Source organism: Streptomyces endocoffeicus, assembly GCF_016741935.1.
GTDB classification, from domain to species: domain Bacteria; phylum Actinomycetota; class Actinomycetes; order Streptomycetales; family Streptomycetaceae; genus Streptomyces; species Streptomyces endocoffeicus.
Map to the genome: position 1 here is coordinate 490,190 of NZ_JAERRG010000004.1, position 17,457 is coordinate 507,646.

The 17,457-nt window shown below is 72.1% G+C and carries 14 protein-coding genes; 5 read left to right on the top strand and 9 right to left on the bottom strand.

Annotated elements, in window-relative coordinates:
- Nucleotides 1-58 precede the first annotated feature (58 nt).
- The 3 genes from fxsT to JK364_RS14650 all read right to left on the bottom strand — a co-directional run bounded on the left by fxsT (nucleotide 59) and on the right by JK364_RS14650 (nucleotide 5,480).
- On the bottom strand, nucleotides 59-3,385 hold the full coding sequence (gene fxsT / locus JK364_RS14640) for an FxSxx-COOH system tetratricopeptide repeat protein (protein ID WP_201851392.1): 3,327 nt from the start codon (nucleotides 3,383-3,385) through the stop codon (nucleotides 59-61).
- A gap of 207 nt (nucleotides 3,386-3,592) precedes the next feature.
- Nucleotides 3,593-3,970 (bottom strand): MerR family transcriptional regulator, encoded by a 378-nt coding sequence (locus JK364_RS14645; RefSeq protein WP_201851394.1) that lies wholly within the window; start codon nucleotides 3,968-3,970, stop codon nucleotides 3,593-3,595.
- A 739-nt stretch (nucleotides 3,971-4,709) separates the two neighbouring features.
- On the bottom strand, nucleotides 4,710-5,480 hold the full coding sequence (locus JK364_RS14650) for an SDR family NAD(P)-dependent oxidoreductase (RefSeq protein WP_201851396.1): 771 nt from the start codon (nucleotides 5,478-5,480) through the stop codon (nucleotides 4,710-4,712).
- A 125-nt stretch (nucleotides 5,481-5,605) separates the two neighbouring features.
- Here JK364_RS14650 and JK364_RS14655 point away from each other — a divergent pair, with 125 nt between their 5' ends.
- Nucleotides 5,606-5,788: a DUF6104 family protein gene (locus tag JK364_RS14655; RefSeq protein ID WP_198269007.1), complete on the top strand. Its 183-nt coding sequence runs from the start codon at nucleotides 5,606-5,608 to the stop codon at nucleotides 5,786-5,788.
- Between the two features lie 162 nt (nucleotides 5,789-5,950).
- Here JK364_RS14655 and JK364_RS14660 read toward each other — a convergent pair whose 3' ends face one another.
- Together JK364_RS14660 and JK364_RS14665 are read right to left on the bottom strand one after the other, a co-directional pair.
- Complete coding sequence (locus JK364_RS14660) at nucleotides 5,951-6,766, bottom strand: AfsR/SARP family transcriptional regulator (RefSeq protein ID WP_201851398.1); 816 nt, start codon at nucleotides 6,764-6,766, stop codon at nucleotides 5,951-5,953.
- A gap of 22 nt (nucleotides 6,767-6,788) precedes the next feature.
- Complete coding sequence (locus tag JK364_RS14665; RefSeq protein WP_201851400.1) at nucleotides 6,789-7,472, bottom strand: TetR/AcrR family transcriptional regulator; 684 nt, start codon at nucleotides 7,470-7,472, stop codon at nucleotides 6,789-6,791.
- Between the two features lie 147 nt (nucleotides 7,473-7,619).
- Between JK364_RS14665 and JK364_RS14670 the strand changes: the two genes are divergently transcribed.
- The gene (locus JK364_RS14670) at nucleotides 7,620-8,240 is read left to right on the top strand and encodes a malonic semialdehyde reductase (RefSeq protein WP_201851402.1); all 621 of its coding nucleotides are present in this window, start codon (nucleotides 7,620-7,622) and stop codon (nucleotides 8,238-8,240) included.
- Nucleotides 8,241-8,369: 129 nt separating this feature from the next.
- Here JK364_RS14670 and JK364_RS14675 read toward each other — a convergent pair whose 3' ends face one another.
- From JK364_RS14675 to JK364_RS14685, 3 genes are all read right to left on the bottom strand, one after another.
- Nucleotides 8,370-8,768 carry a nuclear transport factor 2 family protein gene (locus JK364_RS14675; RefSeq protein WP_201851404.1) on the bottom strand — a complete coding sequence of 133 codons (399 nt, stop codon included), beginning with the start codon at nucleotides 8,766-8,768 and terminating at the stop codon, nucleotides 8,370-8,372.
- Between the two features lie 37 nt (nucleotides 8,769-8,805).
- A complete protein-coding gene (locus JK364_RS14680) occupies nucleotides 8,806-9,729 on the bottom strand; it encodes an NAD-dependent epimerase/dehydratase family protein (RefSeq protein WP_201851406.1) in 924 nt (307 codons plus the stop codon).
- A 122-nt stretch (nucleotides 9,730-9,851) separates the two neighbouring features.
- Nucleotides 9,852-12,698: a non-ribosomal peptide synthetase gene (locus JK364_RS14685; protein ID WP_201851408.1), complete on the bottom strand. Its 2,847-nt coding sequence runs from the start codon at nucleotides 12,696-12,698 to the stop codon at nucleotides 9,852-9,854.
- Between the two features lie 423 nt (nucleotides 12,699-13,121).
- Here JK364_RS14685 and JK364_RS14690 point away from each other — a divergent pair, with 423 nt between their 5' ends.
- The 3 genes from JK364_RS14690 (at nucleotide 13,122) to JK364_RS14700 (ending at nucleotide 16,148) form a co-directional block, all read left to right on the top strand.
- A complete protein-coding gene (locus tag JK364_RS14690) occupies nucleotides 13,122-13,991 on the top strand; it encodes a DUF4097 family beta strand repeat-containing protein (protein ID WP_201851410.1) in 870 nt (289 codons plus the stop codon).
- Nucleotides 13,991-15,112 carry a PadR family transcriptional regulator gene (locus JK364_RS14695; RefSeq protein ID WP_201851412.1) on the top strand — a complete coding sequence of 374 codons (1,122 nt, stop codon included), beginning with the start codon at nucleotides 13,991-13,993 and terminating at the stop codon, nucleotides 15,110-15,112. Before JK364_RS14690 ends, JK364_RS14695 begins: the two co-directional genes overlap by 1 nt.
- A 292-nt stretch (nucleotides 15,113-15,404) precedes the next feature.
- On the top strand, nucleotides 15,405-16,148 hold the full coding sequence (locus tag JK364_RS14700; RefSeq protein WP_201851414.1) for an antibiotic biosynthesis monooxygenase: 744 nt from the start codon (nucleotides 15,405-15,407) through the stop codon (nucleotides 16,146-16,148).
- 167 nt (nucleotides 16,149-16,315) lie between these two features.
- On the opposite strand, the gene JK364_RS14705 is transcribed toward JK364_RS14700, so the two are convergent.
- Nucleotides 16,316-17,278 (bottom strand): zinc-binding dehydrogenase, encoded by a 963-nt coding sequence (locus JK364_RS14705; RefSeq protein WP_201851416.1) that lies wholly within the window; start codon nucleotides 17,276-17,278, stop codon nucleotides 16,316-16,318.
- Nucleotides 17,279-17,457: the final 179 nt, after the last annotated feature.

Consider the following 17,457-nt stretch of genomic DNA (forward strand, 5'->3'; position numbering starts at 1 on the left):
ACGGAAGGCCCGGTCCCGCGTCACGCGGGACCGGGCCTTCCGGCGTAGGGGGCTGTCGTCAGACCGGCAGCGGCTCGAAGTCCCAGACGGGGCGGGTGCGCTTGCGGGCCGCCACGGTCTCGGGGTGGTCCCGCCCCAGGACGGCGGTCAGGCCGCCGAGGGCCACCTCCTCGATCACATCCGCCTCGTCGCCTCCCCCCGGGATCACCCGCAGATCCGCCGCCAGCCCGATCTGGGCCAGCAGGGTCAGCGGATGCCGCTCGCCCAGCGCCTCGGCGGCGTGCAGCGCGGTCTCCCGGCTCATGGCGCAGGCGTCCTGGTACCGCCCCGTCGCGTGGTACGTGGCGGCGGTGTTGAGCGCGATCCCCAGTGTCCAGGGGTGGCGCTCGCCGACGGCGTGGGCCATGGCCGTGAACAGCGAGTCCCGAACTCGCGCCTTGTCGTCGGCGCCCAGAGTGAGCGCCTCGTTCGCCCAGGCACCAATGGTGTACGGATGCCGGGACCCCAAAGCGGTCGAGTAACCCTCCGAGGTCTTCTCGGCGACGCTCGCCGCCCGCTCCAGATCACCCTGGCGCCGGAGGGCGCGGGCGACCCCGGCCGCGATCATCAGCGTCGGCGGGGCACCCTCGCCCAGCAGGCGCTTCGCCCGCTCCCACAGGGCATGGATGTCGAGGTCGCCCGCCCAGTCACACCTCCACAGGTGGTACAGGGCGGTCAGGGTCAGCGGATGCCCGGTGCCCAGCACCGCGCTGTGCTGATGGGCGCTGGGCTCTTGTAGCGCCAGCGCGTCCCGGTAACGGCCGGAGAGCCGCAGGTCGTACGCGTGCTCCGTCGCGCAGGCCAGCGTCACCAGCGCCGTCGGGCCCAGCTCCGCCCGCGCGCTGTCCAGCGTCTGCCCGGACAGCTCCGCGGCCTCGGCGTAGGAGCCGAGCATCCGCAGCGAGTGGGACAGGCTGCGCCGGGCGTTCCGCGCCTCCGCACCGTCCTGCGGGCAGCTGTCGGCGCACAGGGCGCGCTGCTGGCAGGCGAGTTCGTACGCCTCGTCATAGCGGGCCAGGCCCCGCAGATCCGTGCCGAGCCGGGCCATCGCGACAAGTCTGCCCGGCGCGTTGAGCCCGCCCAGGCTCTGCAGCAGGGCCCGGTCCAGCGCCTCGGCGCCGCCGTAGTCCCCGGTCTCGCGCAGCAGCCCGGCCCGGCGGACGTTCAGTTCGTGATAGTCGCCCGCCGCGCGTTCCGCGATCTGCCTGCCCGTCGTGTGGTCGCCGCTCAGCGTCAGATACGTGAGGAACCCGACGACCAGCCGGCGCGACGCGGCGTCCGATGACTCCAGCGCGCCCGACGGCTCCAGGTACGGCACCAGTCGGGCGTAGCGCGGCCATGCCGCCGGGTCGTCCGGGCAGCGTGGATCCGCCGCGACCAGGGCGCCGCGGACGATCCGGGCGTCCTTCTCCCGCTTGTCCTCCGGCGTCCGCCGCCGCACCGCGTCCCGTACGAAGCGGCTCATCCACACCGCCTCGGCCTCCAGCGCCGACCGCCGCATCACCGACCACTGGGCCAGCTTGCCGATGGCCAGCTCCAGCTGGCTGGGGTTCTCCAGGAGCGCCGCCACCGCCGGGGAGACCTGCCCCGCCGGGACCGCCCGCAGCAGGGCGAGCGGGACCGGGCCGGGGCCGAACAGGGCACACAGGCGCAGCAGTTCGGCCGCCGCCTTCGTGCTCTCCCGCACCCGGGTGATCAGGTCCTTGAAGGCGGAGTGGTACGGCATCGGGTAGTCGGCGGCGGGCCGTACCGGGTTGGGCTCGCCGTCGCTCGCCATGCGCACGTACTCGGCGACCGGTGTGGACGTACCGTCCAGCCAGCCCGCCGTCTGATCCAGCGCCAGTGGCAGATCCTCGACGGCCGCCGCCAGCCGGTCCGCGTCCTCGGGGCCGATGCGCGGCGCCCGGCGGCGCACGAAGGCGACGCTGTCCTGCCGGTTCAGCGGCGGGACGTCCAGCAGCTCGGCGTAGTGGTCGGCCCAGGCCCGGTTGCGCGAGGTGATCAGCACATGGCCGCCTCCGGCGGGCAGTGCCCCGGCGATGGCCTCCGGGTCGTCGGCGTCGTCCAGGACGATGAGCCAGCGCCCGTACGGATCGCCCCGGCGCAGCGCCTCCAGGGCGGCGCGGGCCAGGTGCGCGTCCCTGCCGTCCCTGCCGTCCCTGCCGTCCCCGCCGTCCCCGCCGTCCCCGCCGCCCAGGGTTCGGGCGAGCGTGCCCAGCCGTTCCTCCAGGGCGGGCAGCCCGTCCACACCGGCCCACCACACGATGTCGTACCGGGCGGCGAAACGATGGGCGTACTCGGCGGCGAGCTGGGTCTTGCCGATGCCCGGCAGCCCGACGAGGGCGACCACGGCGGTGTCGGCGGGGGCGGCCTCCAGCCGCTCGCGCACCTCGGCGAGCAGCGCGTCCCGCCCGGTGAACCGCGGATTGCGGCGCGGCACACCGCCCCAGACGTCGGGGACGCGCCTGGATTCCATCAGTGAGCGGTCGTCGGGGGCGGCGGCGTCGCGGGTCCGTAACGCCGCCAGTTCCCGCTCCAGTTGCCGCGCCCGCTCCTCGGCCACCGCCACCTGCTCCTGGGCGTGCGACAGCGGGTAGGACGCGGGCTCCTGCTCCTCGGAGTGGGCCTTCGCCCCGGCGGTCTCCTCCTCCGCCTGAAGCTGGTGTTCCAGCGCCTCGCAGCGCTGCTCGGCATCCAGCGCCTGGCGGCGGGCCTGGGTCAACGCGTCCTGGAGACGGGCGACTTCCTCCCGCAGCCGGTCGCGTTCGGCCGTCACGTCCTCGCGCTCCCGGCGCAGCCGGTCCAGCTCCGCGCCGCGGGTCTCGCGATCCGCCGCCGCGACCGCGATCCGGCGCTGCTCGACCTCCATCTCGGCGATGCGCTGTTTCCGTACCAGCAACGCCTCCGACAGCGCCTCGGCGCGGACCTCGGCCTGCTGGCGCTGCCGGTCCGCGTCGGCGAGCTGGTCGCGGAGGCGCTGGAGCTCCCAGCCCACCTTGTTGGTGGCCTGCAACGCCCGGCGTTGCAGGGTGTGCACATGGGCCACGACCTCGGTGGAGGGCGGCCGCCCGGCGGCCTTGGCGGCATGGGTGAAGAGCTGGTCCACGAACTCGGCGGGTGGCACCACGGTCCCGTTGAGATAGCGCGAGACGGTCCCCGCGTCGTAGTGCAGCCGTACGGCGAGGACCCGCAGTGACACCTTGACCGTGCCGAACAGGTCCCGGAGGTTCTCGGCCAGCGCCCGGCACTCCGGTCTCACCTGCTCGGGGATCGGCTTCAGATCCCCGATCCGCCGCGCCGCGTCCCGCTCCGGCACCAGCTCGCCGCTGACAGGTTCGTCCTTCATGGGTCGCCTCTCCCCCGTTGCGGCCCACTGCAACGCGTGCGGGCTGCCGCAACACCCCAGACCCCGCACATCGTGAAACGTACCCCCGGCGCCTTCGCCGGTTTCCCGAAAGCAGGTCAAAGATGCCGAATCGCCGCCGCCCAGCCCTTCTCACCCTCGCCGCCGCCGCGCTCGGCGGCGCCGTCCGCGCGCTGGTGTCCTGGCTGCTCAGCCAGACGGACTGACCGCGGTCCGGTCGCCGGAGGCGGCGGCCAGCAGCCCGGCGAGCTCGTCACGCACCCGTGCGAGGGAGGCGATCCGGTCGTCCAGCACGCTCAGGCGGCGACGCCCGATGTCCAGCATGGCCTCGGAGGGCCGGCTGCTGGGCACATCGCGGTCCAGGCAGGCGCCGAAGTGCTCGATGTCCTCGAGCGTCAGCCCGGCATCGAGCAGATAGCGGATGTTGGCCACCCGCCGGACCGCCTGCTCGTCGTACATCCGGTAGCCGTTGACCGCGCGTGCGGAGCTCAGCAGCCCCCGCTCCTCGTAGAAGCGCAAGGCCCTGGTCGTGGCACCGGTGGCCTTCGCCAACTCCCCTATCCGCATGCGGCGAGGCTACCGGCGGACGGGGTCGGGTGGACCGTGCCGCCTGCGGCGGGCTTCTTCCCCTCCCCGCCCCTTCCCGAAACTGGGGCTCCGCCCCAGACCCCGGACCGGGGCTCCGCCCCATCCCGCAGCATCGCCACGCGGTGGGACTCCGCCCAGACCCCAGACCGGGGCTCCGCCCCATCCCGCAGCATCGCCACGCGGTGGGACTCCGCCCAGACCCCAGACCGGGGCTCCGCCCCATCCCGCAGCATCGCCACGCGGCTCCGCCACGCGGTGGGACTCCGCCCCTGGACCCCGAGGGCGACGAGCCGACCGTCGCCGCGATCAACTCACCGGCCAGAGCGTCAACCGCGCCACTTCCGGCGCCGTGATCGAGCCGCCCGCCGGCGACCGGCCGGACGCCCGCGCACATCCGGGTCCTCCGGCCGGGGCCTGGGGCGCAGCCCCAGTTACGGGAAGGGGCGGGGAGGGGAAACACCCGCCCCTTCCCGCTACCAGCAGCTCCGCCCCCTGGGCCCCAGGGGGCGACCAGCCGTCCGCCTCCGCGATCAACTCACCGCCCAGAGCGTCAACCGCGCCACCCGCGGCGCCGTGATCGAGCCGCCCGCCGGCGACCGGCCGGACGCCCGCGCACATCCGGATCGCCCGGCCGGGGCCTGGGGCGCAGCCCCAGTTACGGGAAGGGGCGGGGAGGGGAGAGGCCCGCCGCAGGCGGTACGACCCGCCGGACACCCCTCTAACCGACCAGCGCCCCGCCGTCCACGGGCAGGACGGCGCCGGTGGTGTAGGCCGCCTCGGGCCGGGCGAGCTGGGTGATCCAGAAGGCGACCTCCTCCGCCCGGCCGAGCCGCCCCAGCGGCACATGCTCGATCAGGGTCGTCCGCAGGGCGTCGATCTGCTCGGCGTCGAGCCCCTGGTGATGCCCGATCCCGGTGGCGATGGGGCCGGGGGCCACACCGGCGACGCGCACCCCGCGCGGGGCGAGTTGGACGGCCCAGCTGCGTGTCAGCGTGTCCAGGGCGGCCTTCAGCGCGGCGTACAGCTCCGTGCCGGGGATCGGCCAGCCGCGCTGGCCGATCGCCGTACTGACGTTGATCACGACACCCGCGTTCTCGCTCAGCCGCGGGAGCGCGGCCTGGGTGAGGTACATCGGGGCGAGCAGATTGACGGCCAGCATCTCCTCGACGGCTTCCCGCCGGATGTCCCCGAGTGGCGTCTGCCGGACCACGGCGGCGTTGTTGACCAGCACATCGACGCGGCCGAACGCCTCCATCGCGGTGTTCACGATCAACTCGGCGGCGCCGGGGGCCGAGACGTCGGCCGTCAGCGGCCGGATGCCCGGGGCGTCGGCGGCCGTCTCGGCGAGCCGGGCCGCCGTACGGCCGACCACCAGGACCTGGGCACCCTGCTCGGCGAAGGTCCGCGCGGTGGCCCGCCCGATCCCCGTGCCCCCGCCGGTGACGATCACTGCTCTGCCGGAAAAGTTCGCTGTTGTCATGTCGGTCATGTCGATGCACCGTAAACATTGACGCCCGCGTGAACGTCAAGCCCGGCGACCCTCGGGTCGCTCACCGGGGTGCGGGGCCGCATATCCTGGGCGGGTAGATCCATACCACCCTTCCGGAGCGACCCTTGTACTTCACCGATCGCGGTATCGAGGAGCTGGAGCAGCGGCGCGGCAATGAGGAGGTCACCTTCGAGTGGCTCGCCGAGCAGCTGCGGACGTTCGTCGACCTGAACCCGGACTTCGAGGTCCCGGTGGAGCGGCTGGCGACCTGGCTGGCCCGGCTCGACGAGGAGGACGACGACGTCTGAGGGCCACGACGTCTGACGGCCACGACGTCTGACGGCCACGACGTCTGACGGCCACGACGTCTGACGGCAGCTTCCGGGGCGGCTCAAACGCGGCGTAAGACGCGGCGTGAGACGCTGTCTAAGACAGCGTCCGCAGGGCGCCGCGGCCCTACCGGCCGCCCCTCACGCCACCACCGGACCCCGCCCCGGCGTCCCCGCCTCGTGGTCCAGCCGGGGGTCGGACACCAGCACCGCCTGCTGGAGCCGCTGCAGCTTCGCCGAGGGCTCGAGCCCCAGCTCCTCCGTCATCGCCATCCGCAGCCGCTGGTAGACCGTCAGGGCGCGGGTGCGCTGGCCGGAGCGGTGGAGGGCGAGCATGTACTGACCGTGCAGGCCCTCGTGGAAGCGGTGCTCCACGACCAGCGAGGCGAGGTCGCTCAGCACCTCCAGATGGCTGCCGAGCCGCAGCCGGGTCTCGATGCCGCGCTCGGTGACCGTGAGCCGGGACTGCTCCAGCCGGGCGACCTCCGCCTGCAGCGGTCGTCCGTGCGGGGTGACGTCGACCAGGGCCGGGCCCTGCCAGAGGGCCAGCGCCCGCCGGAAGGAGGTGTCCGCCGTCCGTTCGTCGCCGGCCTCCAGCGCGCCTTCGCCCTCGGCGACGAGGTGGCGGTACTCGTGGACGTCGAGCTCGCCCGGGCTCACCACCATGGCGTAGCCGCCGGGCCGGGTCTGCAGCACATCCCGGGTGACGGCGGCCGAGGACATCCCCAGCCCCTCGGCGAGCAGCTTGCGCAGATGCAGGATGTACGTCTGGAGCGTGGTCAGCCCGGTGCGCGGCGGCTGATCGCCCCACAGCTCGGCCATCAGCGACTGCACCGGCACCATCCGGCCCGCGTTGAGCAGCAGCAGGGACAGCACCTTGCGCGGCTTCATCGCGCTGGGCACTCCGGACCGGGCGCCGAGGCCGAGTGTCAGCGGTCCCAGCACGCTCACCCGCATGGGTGGCACCTCTCTTCGGGCTTCATGGGCGGTACGCACGGACGAGCAGGTCGGCGGCGCCCTCGCAGACGGCCGCGGCCTCGTCCTCGGCGAGCGGGCGGGTGCCGTACATCGACTGGTAGAGCCCCTGTTGGATGATCAGGGCCACGAACTGGCGGGCGGCGGTGGCCGGTTCTGGCACGCTCAGCTCGCCGCTGCCGGTGCGCCGGCCGAGCATCTCGGCGAGGTACTTCACCAGCTGCTGGGGCTCCCCCTCCGCGCACGCGGGGCGCAGCGAGGGGTGGCGGGCGACCTCGGCGATGACCAGGCGGCGCAGCGCGGAGGCCCGTGCGTCGAGCAGTACGGCGAGCACCCGGTGGCCGAAGGCGAGCAGTGCGGTGCGGGCGTCGCCGCGGTCGTACGTCTCGGGGGTCCCGGCGCCGTCCGGCCCGAGGGTGTGCGGGGAACCGGCGGCGAATCCGGCCGCCACCCGCTCCCGCTCCTCCTCGACCGCGGCGATGAACAGCCGCTCCTTGTCGCCGAAGTGGTTGTAGACGGTCTGTTTGGACACGCGGGCCTCGTCCGCGATGACGTCCACGCTGGCCCGGTCGTACCCCTCGCGCAGGAAGACGGCCACCGCCGCCTCCAATATCGCCTGGCGCTTGGCGGGCTGGGGGCCCACGGGCCGTCCCGCCGCGCCGCGCCGGGGACCGCTGTCCGTCCGCAACGGCCCAACCTCCTCGCTCCAAGCCGGTCTTGCCCTCGATGGACTTGTGAGTCTAGCCTTCATTTGCCGCAGTGGACTAGCCCGTCTAGTCCAATTAATTCATCGGCGGCTCACGTCGTTTCACCATCGCTTCACAAGGAGAGCTCCATGAGCGCACCGGAGAGCAGCGGGGCCCTGAGCCCTCTCACCCTGGCGCCGGAGGCGCAGCGGCAGCTGTTCCTGGAGGCCCGTACGGCCAACACCTTCACCGATGAGCCGGTGACGGACGAGCAGGTCCGCGCGATCCACGAACTGGTCAAGTACGCGCCCACCTCGATGAACCAGCAGCCGCTGCGGGTGGCGCTGGTGCGCTCGGAGGAGGCGCGCGCCCGGCTGGTGACGCTGATGACGGGGCGGAACCAGGAGAAGACGGCCAAGGCCCCGCTGGTGGCGGTGCTCGCCGCGGACCTGGACTTCCATGAGGAGCTGCCGCGGCTGGTGCCGTTCATGGAGAACCCGCAGGCGTTCTTCGCCGACCCCGAGGCCCGGGAGGGGTCGGCGCGGTTCAACACCGCGCTCCAGGTGGGCTACTTCATCCTGGGCGTGCGCGCCGCGGGGCTCGCCGCCGGGCCCATGATCGGCTTCGACCACGCGGCCGTCTCCAAGGAGTTCTTCGAGGACGGGCGGCACTCGGCGGTCTGTGTGGTCAACATCGGCAAGCCGGGTCCGGACGCCTGGATGGGGCGGCTGCCGCGCCTGGAGTACGAAGAGGTCTTCCGTACGGTCTGAGGTCTGAAGTCTGGGACCTGGGACCTGGGACCTGGGACCTGGGACCTGGGACCTGAGAGCTGAGACCTGACGGCCGTCCGCTTCCGCGCCTTCTCGGCGCGGAAGCGGACGGCCGGTATGCGATTCCGGTCAGCTCTCGATCAGTTCGTGGAACGCCACGGTGTCGAAGATGTCCTCCATCCTCGTCGCCCTGCCGTCCCGCATCGTCCACGAGTGGACGAAGTCCAGCGTCACGGTCCTGCCGCTCCGCGAGGTCACCTCGCGGGTGCCGAAGACCACGACCCGGTCGCCCTGTTCGATGAACTCCTCCGGCGCGAGCTTCATCCCGCCCAGCACCGTCGGCACCTGGGCGAGGAACTCCTTGATCCCGGCATGGCCCAGCTTGGTGCCGCCGAGCCCGTACTTGGCCATCCCCTCCGGATGCACCCACTCCACATCGGGGTGCATGCCCGAGAGGATCCCCTCGATGTCGCGGTCGCGGAAACCCGCGTAGCAGGTGCGGATGGCCTCGATGTTCGGTGATGCCATGGTGGTCGCCACTCCTCGGACGGCGGTGTGCCGCGGCTCAGGACGGAAGGTGTTCGGGGTGGAGCGCCTGGAGCGTGCGCCGTACGCCCTCGCGCCACGGCACCCGGCAGGGGCCGGTGAGCTCCCGCCGCTTCGTGGGGTCGAAGTGGTACGTCTCCCGGGTGACCTCGCTCGGGACGAGCCGGGCGGTGACCCCGGTGAGCTCTTCCAGGTGGCGCACGCAGTCGGTCATCCCGACCGCCTCGTCCCCGCCCCAGTTGACCAGCGTGGCCGGGGTCGACGCCGCCTGCCACAGATGGGGAACGTGGGCGATGAGGTCGTCGGTGTGGAGGAGGGAGCACCAGTTCTGGCCCTCCATGGGCACCGGTATCGGCTCGCCCGCGAGCATCCGCTTGAAGTAGAGCATCGGCACCCCGCCGTAGCCGCCGGGGCCGTAGGCGATGTTGAGCCGGGCGATGGTCGTCGGCAGGTTCAGCACCTGGGCGAACGCCCGTACGGCGCCCTCCGCGGCGATCTTGCCCACCGGGTAGGCGGGCAGCCAGTCGGCCACCCCGTCCACGGGGTCGTCCTCGGCGTACGCGTGGTCGAGGGTCTGCCGCTTGTAGAGCGCCCCGGTGGAGACGAAGAGGAACGCCTCCGCCGTCCGGCAGTGGGACATCAGGCGGCCGGTGGCCACCGAGTTGACCTCGATGGCCGCGTTGACGTCGCCGTCCTCACCGCGGCGCACCGCCGAGTGGAAGACATGGGTGAAGTCGTCGGGCAGCCCCTCGTACGCCGCCTCGCGCGGATCGTTCATGTCCCAGTGGAATGTGGTGATCCCCTGGTCGTTCAGCTCCTTCTCGACACCGGGGGTGCCGAACCGGCCCAGGCACCACACCTCGTTGCGCTCGGCCAGCGCCTCGGCCACCGGCCGGGCGACCTGTCCGGTGCCGCCGGTGACCAGGATCTTCTTGCCTTCCACCCTGCTCTTCTCCTTGTGCCTGGCCCTGTCGGGTCCTTGTGCCCGGCCCTGTCGGCCTTGTGCCCGGCCCTGTCGGCCTTGTGCCCGGTCCTGTCGGGTCCTGCTGCCTGGCCCCTACGGGCCTATGACCGGCCCGCGGTCCGGGCCCGGTCGGCGTCGTCCAGCGCACGGTCGAGCTCCCTGCGCAGAACCGCCTGGAAGGCCGCGACATGCCGCGGGCCGATCAGTGTGTAGTGCTCACCGGGTACGTCCAGATACCGGTTGGGCTCGGTCGTGTAGTCGTCCCACCGGCGCAGCTCGTTCGCCAGCCAGTCCTCCTTGGTGCCGCGCAGCGGGATCGCGTAGAAGACCGTCATGGACCGGGTGGTGCCGCTGGGGTGGTAGTCGCGGCCCAGGGTGGTGAGCCCATGGGCCAGCTCCGCCCAGGCGGTGAACTTGTCCAGGTCCAGGTCGAGTTCGTCCAGCCGGGCCGGCGGAGCGATCCGCAGCAGATGCGCGAGCTGCTCCTCCTGGGACAGCGGGCGCAGTTCGGCGGGGAGGTCGAGCGACTGCTTCTTGTTGATCAGGTCGAGGAAGAAGGCGAGGTTGGTCGCGGTCTCGATGAAGTCGAGCTCGTCCATGCGGTACTTGATGTGCGGCGGAAGGTTGAAGCTGCCGACGAAGTCGACCCGTTCGCCCTGGGCCTCGAGCGCCTTGGCGATCTCGAAGGCCACGGCGCCGCCGTAGGAGTATCCGGCGACGGCGTAGGGGCCGTGCGGCTGGCGGGCGCGGATGGCCTCCACATAGCACTCCACCATCTCCTCGAAGCTGGTGAAGGGCTTCTCGCCCTCGTTGAAGCCCCGGGCGCGCAGCGCGTGGAACGGCCGGTCGCCGACGAAGTACTTGGCGAGGTTGACGAAGACCAGGACCTCGCCGACGCCGGGGTGGACGCAGAACAGCGGGGTCTTCTCGCCGCCGGTCTGGAGCGGTACGACCGGGTCGTACACCGCGGCGCCGGGCGCGCCGCCGCCGTCGAGCCGGGCGGCAAGCTGCCGTACCGACGGCGCCGTGAGCACCGCGATGACCGGCAGGTCCGCGACCCCCAGGCGCCGGTGGACCTGGCGCCGCAGCCGCAGGATGTCCAGCGAGGTGCCGCCCAGGTCGAAGAAGCTCGCGGTGGCGCTGATCCGCTCCGGGGTGGTGTCGAACATCTCGGCGTAGATCTCGGCGAGGATCCGCTCGGTCTCGCCCTCGGGCGGGGTGTGGCCGCCGAGCCGGCGGGTGGTCAGCTCCGCGACCCGCTCGATGACGTCGTCGTATCCGCCGGACTCCAGGCGCAGGCGCATCCGGCGGCGCAGCGTCTTGCCGAGGCTGGTCTTGGGGAAGGCGTCCTTGGGCAGCGGCAGGATGAGGAAGGGCCGGAAGCCCCAGTGGATCACGACGGTGGAGCGCACCGCGGTGATCATGCGGTGCAGCCCGGCCTCGTCGTCGTCCGCCACCTCGGGGCTGACGGCGATGACCAGCTGCTCGGTGTCGCTGCCGGGGCGGCGGGTCGGGAACGCCGCGACATAGCCGCCCGCGACATCGTCGAGCTGCTCCAGGGCGGCCTCTATCTCATGGCTGAAGTAGTTGACGCCATTGACGATGACGCTGTCCTTGCTGCGGCCGACGAGGGTCAGCCGGCCCTCGTCGATCCGGCCCAGGTCGCCGCTGCGGAACCAGCCGTCGGGGGTGAAGGCTTCCTCGGTGGCCTCGTCGTTGTTGTAGTAGCCGGGGGTGATCATCGGGCCGCTGAGCTGCAGCTCGCCGATCTCGCCCGCGGGCAGTGCCCGGTGGTCGTCGTCGGCGACCCGGATCCGCAGCCCCTCGACGGGGGTGCCGAGGTTGGCGAACTCCTGGCCCGCGTCGGTGGCCGGGAACGCGCGGTTGTAGATGCTGCCCGCGCAGGTCTCCGTCATGCCGAAGGCAGGCCAGAGCGCGGCCTCCCGCAGACCGTACGGGACGTAATGCGCCAGGAATGCCTCGCCGGTCGCGACGACATTCGCCTCACCGCCGCTGACGATATGGCGCAGCGCGCTCAGATCGAGCCCTTCACCGCCCGCCGATATCTCCTCCGCTATCTCATGGACGGAGGAATTGAGCGGACCGAGGAGGAAGTTCGGCGTAAAGGTCATCGTGACCTTGTGGCGGGATATGATCCGCAGAAACCGCAGCGGTTCCTCGAGAATGACCGCGGCTTCCGCGTGCAATTGCTCGGCGCCCACGTACAGCGGCAGCATATGCGCTTCCAGTAGCGCGGCCACATGGTCGTAGGAAATCCAGTTGAAGGTGGTGTCGGCGGCCGCGAGCCGCTGCTTTCCCGCCTTTCCGGCCATCGACGCCAGGATATTTCCATGGGTCAGCATGACCGCTTTGGAATTCCCGGTGGAACCGGAGGTCAGCACCAGCAGGGCGAGGTCGTCCGGGGCCGCGGAATGCACGGCGGACGGCTGCCCGCGCTCGGCGCCGGAGGCGCCCTCGGCCTCCCGCAACTCCTCCACGACGGCCACCGCCAGCCCGGACACCTCGGGCAGCTCGGCCCGCGTCGCCTCGGTGGTCACCAGCAGCGGGCCGTCCAACAGCTGGTTGACGTGGGTGAGTTGGGCGGCCCAGCGGGCCGGGTCGCCGGAGATCGGCACCATCGGGCAGGGCACGAAGCCGCCCAGCAGACAGGCCCAGAGGACGGTCAGGAATTCCGGCTGGCGGTCCAGCAGCAGGGCCACCTTGTCCTTCGGCCGCAATCCCCGGTCGCGGAGTGCGGAGAGAAGCCCGAGCGCCGATTCCAGAAGTTCCGGATAAGGCTGCCGCACGGATTCATCCGCGGTGGGGCCGACCAGATAGCGCACCCCCGAATGGGCATGGTCGCGCGCCGCCCGCAACAACAGCCGGGCAACTGAGTCCGGCTCCGCGTCTTCCGGTGGTACCGAGGTATTCCAGGGTTGTGACGTCATTCCCCCCACGGCCCCTCTTCCTTCCCGATTCTGAGGCCACGAAGGTAACAGTCCCGAACATATGTCTCCATGACGCTCTACCAGGACTCTAGCGAAGCTCTAGCGGAAATTCCCAGGCCGGAGGAGTTTCTTCAAAAAGTGCGATTCAGCCCACAGAGAAACGATGGCTGCGCCATGCATCTTCCACCGCCTCGTGCGATTGTGCACGGGCGCGGGGCCGGATCGGGGCCGGATCGGGGTCGGATGAGGGCCGCACCGGGGTCGGATCGGGGCCGCATCGGGGCGGGACCAGGGCCACGCCGGGGCCGGACCGGGGCCGGACCGGGCTTGACTCCGCGCGGCCGCGATATATCGTGTTGCGCAGGAGACACGATATGTTGCGTCCAGATGGCGCGTCGCACGTCCAGCCAGGGGAGGCCAGGGATGTCAGCCCGATCACAGTGGTCGATCAACGCGCCACAGAAGCTCACCCTCGACGACCCGGTGTCCGCGCTCGACATCCAGATCGCGGGCGGCACGGTCAACGTCGTCGGCGCCGCCCCCGGCCCCGCCCGCCTCGAGGTCTCGGAGATCGACGGCCCGCCGCTGAAGGTCACCCACATCGACGGCACCCTGAGCGTCGGCTACGACGACCTTCCCCGGAAGGGCTTCCGCAAGTGGCTCGGGCACTACACCCGCACCGCCCATATCACCCTTACCGTGCCCATCGGCACCAGCGCCACCGTCGGCGTGGTCGGGGGCTCCGCCGTGGTCTCCGGACTGTCCGGCCGTGCCGAACTGCGCGGTGTCTCCGGCGACTTCACCCTGCTTGGGCTGACCGGCCCGGTCCAGGCCGACACCGTATCCGGCCGGGTCGAGGCCCAGGCCGTCACCGGCGATCTGCGGTTCCACTCCGTCTCCGGCGACCTCACCGTGATCGAGGGCTCCGGGCCCTCGGTGCGGGCCGAGTCGGTCAGTGGCGACATGGTGCTCGACCTGGCGCCCGCCCCCAAGTGCTCCGACGTCTGCCTCACCACCGTCTCCGGTGAGATCGCCATCCGGCTGCCGCACCCCACCGACGCGGAGGTGGAGGCCAATACGGCCAGCGGCTCGGTCTCCAACGGCTTCGACGATCTGCGGGTCACCGGCCAGTGGGGCGCCAAGAGGATCACCGGCCGGCTCGGCACGGGCAATGGCAGCCTCAAGGCCACCACCGTCTCGGGCGCCATCGCGCTGCTGCGCCGTCCGCCGTCCGAGGACGACACGGACACGGACACGGACACCACCGACGGCACCCAGGGAAAGGTCCTCTGATGCCCCCCGTATTCGCCCACGGCCGACTGCGCCTGTATCTGCTCAAGCTGCTCGACGAGGCGCCGCGCCACGGCTATGAGGTCATCCGTCTGCTGGAGGAGCGGTTCCAGGGGCTGTACGCGCCCTCGGCCGGCACCGTCTACCCGCGGCTGGCCAAGCTGGAGGCCGAGGGGCTGGTCACCCACACCACCGAGGGCGGCCGCAAGGTCTACTCCATCACCGACGCCGGACGCGCCGAACTGGCCGACCGCAGCGGTGAGCTGGCCGATCTGGAGCTGGAGATCCGCGAGTCGGTCGCCGAACTCGCCGCCGAGATCCGGGAGGACGTCCGCGGCTCCGCGAGCGATCTGCGGCGGGAGATGCGCGAGGCGGCCCAGCAGGCCCGCGCCTCCGGCGGCACCCAGGACAAGCAGGCCCCGTGGGAGGGGGCGTGGGGTGACAAGGAGACCTGGCGGCAGGCGAAGGAGGAGATGCGGCGCGCGAAGGAGGAGTGGAAGGAGCAGGCGCGCCGGGCCAAGGAGGAGAGCCGGCGAGCCCGCCAGGACGCCCAGCGCGCCCGTAAGCAGGCCAGGGACGCGCAGGACTTCGCGCGCGAGGAGGTCCAGCGGATCGCCCGGCGGGTCCAGGAGCAGACCCAGGAGCACATCCGTGCGGGCGACTGGCAGCGGGCGGTGCGCGAGGGGCTGGCCGAGGTGTCACGCGGTATGGGCCGGATCTCCCGGCCGGGGACCTCGCGCTCGGACTGGGGCTGGGGCTGGGACGACGAGACATCCGGGCCGGATGTCAGGGTCGAGCGGGTGGACATGACGAAGCCGGAGGGCGGCCGCGAGGAGGAGCCAGCGGCTGAGGACGGTGCGCCGACCGCTGAGCACGGTGCGCCGACCGCTAAGGACGGTGGCGGCGGCTCGGCCGGGGTGCGGGAGCCCGAGTGGGCCAGGGACTTCGCCCCCTCCGGCGCCCCCGCCCGCGATCTGGAGCGGCTGCTCGACCGGTTCCGGGACGACGTCCGCGACGCGTCCCGCGACCACGGGGTGACGGACGCCCAGCTGGCCGACGCCCGCCACCACCTGGGGGCGGCCGCGGCGCGGATCAGCGCGCTGCTGCGGGGGGACCGGGCGTAGGGGGGTGTCCGTCCGGCGGAGGGTGACGCCTGCGGCGGGCTGTTCCCCTCCCCGCCCCTTCCCACAACTGGGGCTCCGCCCCAGCCCCCGGGGTTCAGGCACGGAGCCCCTGAACGCGGCGGAGCCGCATATCGATGCCGCGGGAAGGGGCGGCTGCCGCTTGACTTGAATCGCGGTTGAAGTTTCAGGATCGGGGTCGGAGGGGCGCTACGGGGGAGCGCCCCTCCGGCCCCAATTCCCTCTCCCCCGGCTCGCTCGGCTTTCCGACGTCCCCAACCGCGAGGAGACCGCCATGTCCGCCCCGACCAGCTCCGGACCGCTGCCCGAGCTCACCCGGCCCGATGTGGGCGCCGCGCTGTTCAGTACCTGGAGCGTCGGCACACCGGAACGGCAGCGGGCCGCGGTCGACGCCATCGCCGCCACCTGGGACAGCCGCCCCTGGCCGGCGCCCGAGCTGCTCTCGTACAACCTCTACGCGGGCACGGACGGCGATACGCTGATGCACCACTCCCAGTGGGCCGACGAGGCCGCCTACCACGCCTTCTTCCGGACCCAGCGCCAGCAGCGCAACGACGCGGTCGACAGCGCGGTCCCGGACATCGAGCGGCTCGGTCTCGCGTACTACCGCCACTACCGCAGCTTCCAGGCACCGGCCGCCGATCAGGGCGCCACGACGGACCCCGGGCTGTTCGTCGTGGTCGAGATCGACTTCAACGACCCCGCTCCCCAGGTCCGCCGGTCCTGGGTGGACCTGGTCATCGACGCCCTGGAGAGCGAGCCCGACCCGGGCCTGCTGTCCGCCGACTTCCATCTGATCGCCGACGGCGAGCGCCATCTGTCCACCGACCGTGCCCGGGTGCTCAACTACGCCCGCTGGACCGACGTGGAGGCGTACGAGGCGGCGCTGGCGGCCGATGGGCCGCGCGGCGGCGGCTCGTCCGCCTGGGACCGGGTGCGCGACTTCCCCGCTCTGGTGGGTGCCTCTTCCCGCGCCTATCGCTTCCGGCGGAGCTTCGTACGGCCGTCGGCGTCATAGCAACGTCGTAGCGGCGTCGTAGCGACGTCCTAGCGGCGTCGTAACGGAATTCCGGGAATTCACCGGAGCGCGAGAGTCAGCGGACCGCCGCGTATTACTCCGCGAATCCCCGGCCCGCACAACGGCCGGGGACCCGCACAACGGCCCGGGATATGCCGCCGCAATATTCAGACCGTCAGCACGACCTTGCCGAAGAGATCGCCGCCCGCCATCTTCTCGAACCCCTCGCGGGCCCGGTCCAGCGGCAGCACCGAATCGATCACCGGCCGTACCCCGCGCGCGGCGCAGAAGCTCAGCAGGTCCTCCAGCTCGTCCTTCCCGCCCATCGTGGAGCCGACGACCTTCAGCTCCAGGAAGAAGATCCGGTTGAGCTCGGCGGCCTTCGGGTTGGGGCCACTGGTGGCCCCCGAAATCACCAGGGTGCCGCCGGGCTTGAGGGACTTCACCGAATGCGACCAGGTGGCGGCGCCCACCGTCTCGATCACGGCGTCCACCCGGCGCGGCAGCCGCTCCCCCGGCTCGTACGCGCCCTCGGCGCCCAGCTCGACGGCGCGGGCCCGCTTGGCCTCGTCACGGCTGGTGGCCAGCACCCGCAGCCCGGCGGCCGCGCCCAGCACGATCGCGGCGGTGGCCACACCGCCGCCGGCGCCCTGGACCAGGACGCTGTCGCCGGGGCGCACCCCCGCATTGGTGAACAGCATGCGGTACGCGGTCAGCCAGGCCGTGGGCAGGCAGGCGGCCTCCTCGAAGGAGAGCTCCTTGGGTTTGGGCAGCACATTCCAGCTGGGGACCGTCACCTTCTCGGCGAAGGTGCCCTGGTAACGCTCGGTGAGGATGGAGCGGGGCTCCTTCGGGCCGACGCCGTGTCCGCTCTGGCCGATGACGGAGTGGACGACGACCTCGTTGCCGTCCTCGTCGATCCCGGCCGCGTCACAGCCGAGGATCATCGGAAGCGACTCCTCGCCGAGGCCCACGCCGCGCAGCGACCACAGGTCGTGGTGGTTGAGCGAGGCGGCCTTGACGTTCACGGTGGTCCAGCCGGGCCGGGCCGCCGGCTCGGGGCGCTCCCCCAGTTCGAGGCCGCTCAGCGGCTGGTCACGGTCGATACGTGCGGCATAGGCAGCGAACATGATCCCGACCTTAGGCCGCGGGGCGACCCCACGGAACCGCACCACGGTGTGACCCCGCTCGCCCGCCCGACAGCGCACGGGCCGGGCCGCCCCTCCTGCTGAGGGGCGACCCGGCCCGTAAAGGCACCTGGCCCGTAAAGGCACCCGGCCCGTAGCGGCAACCTGGCCCGTGACGTATC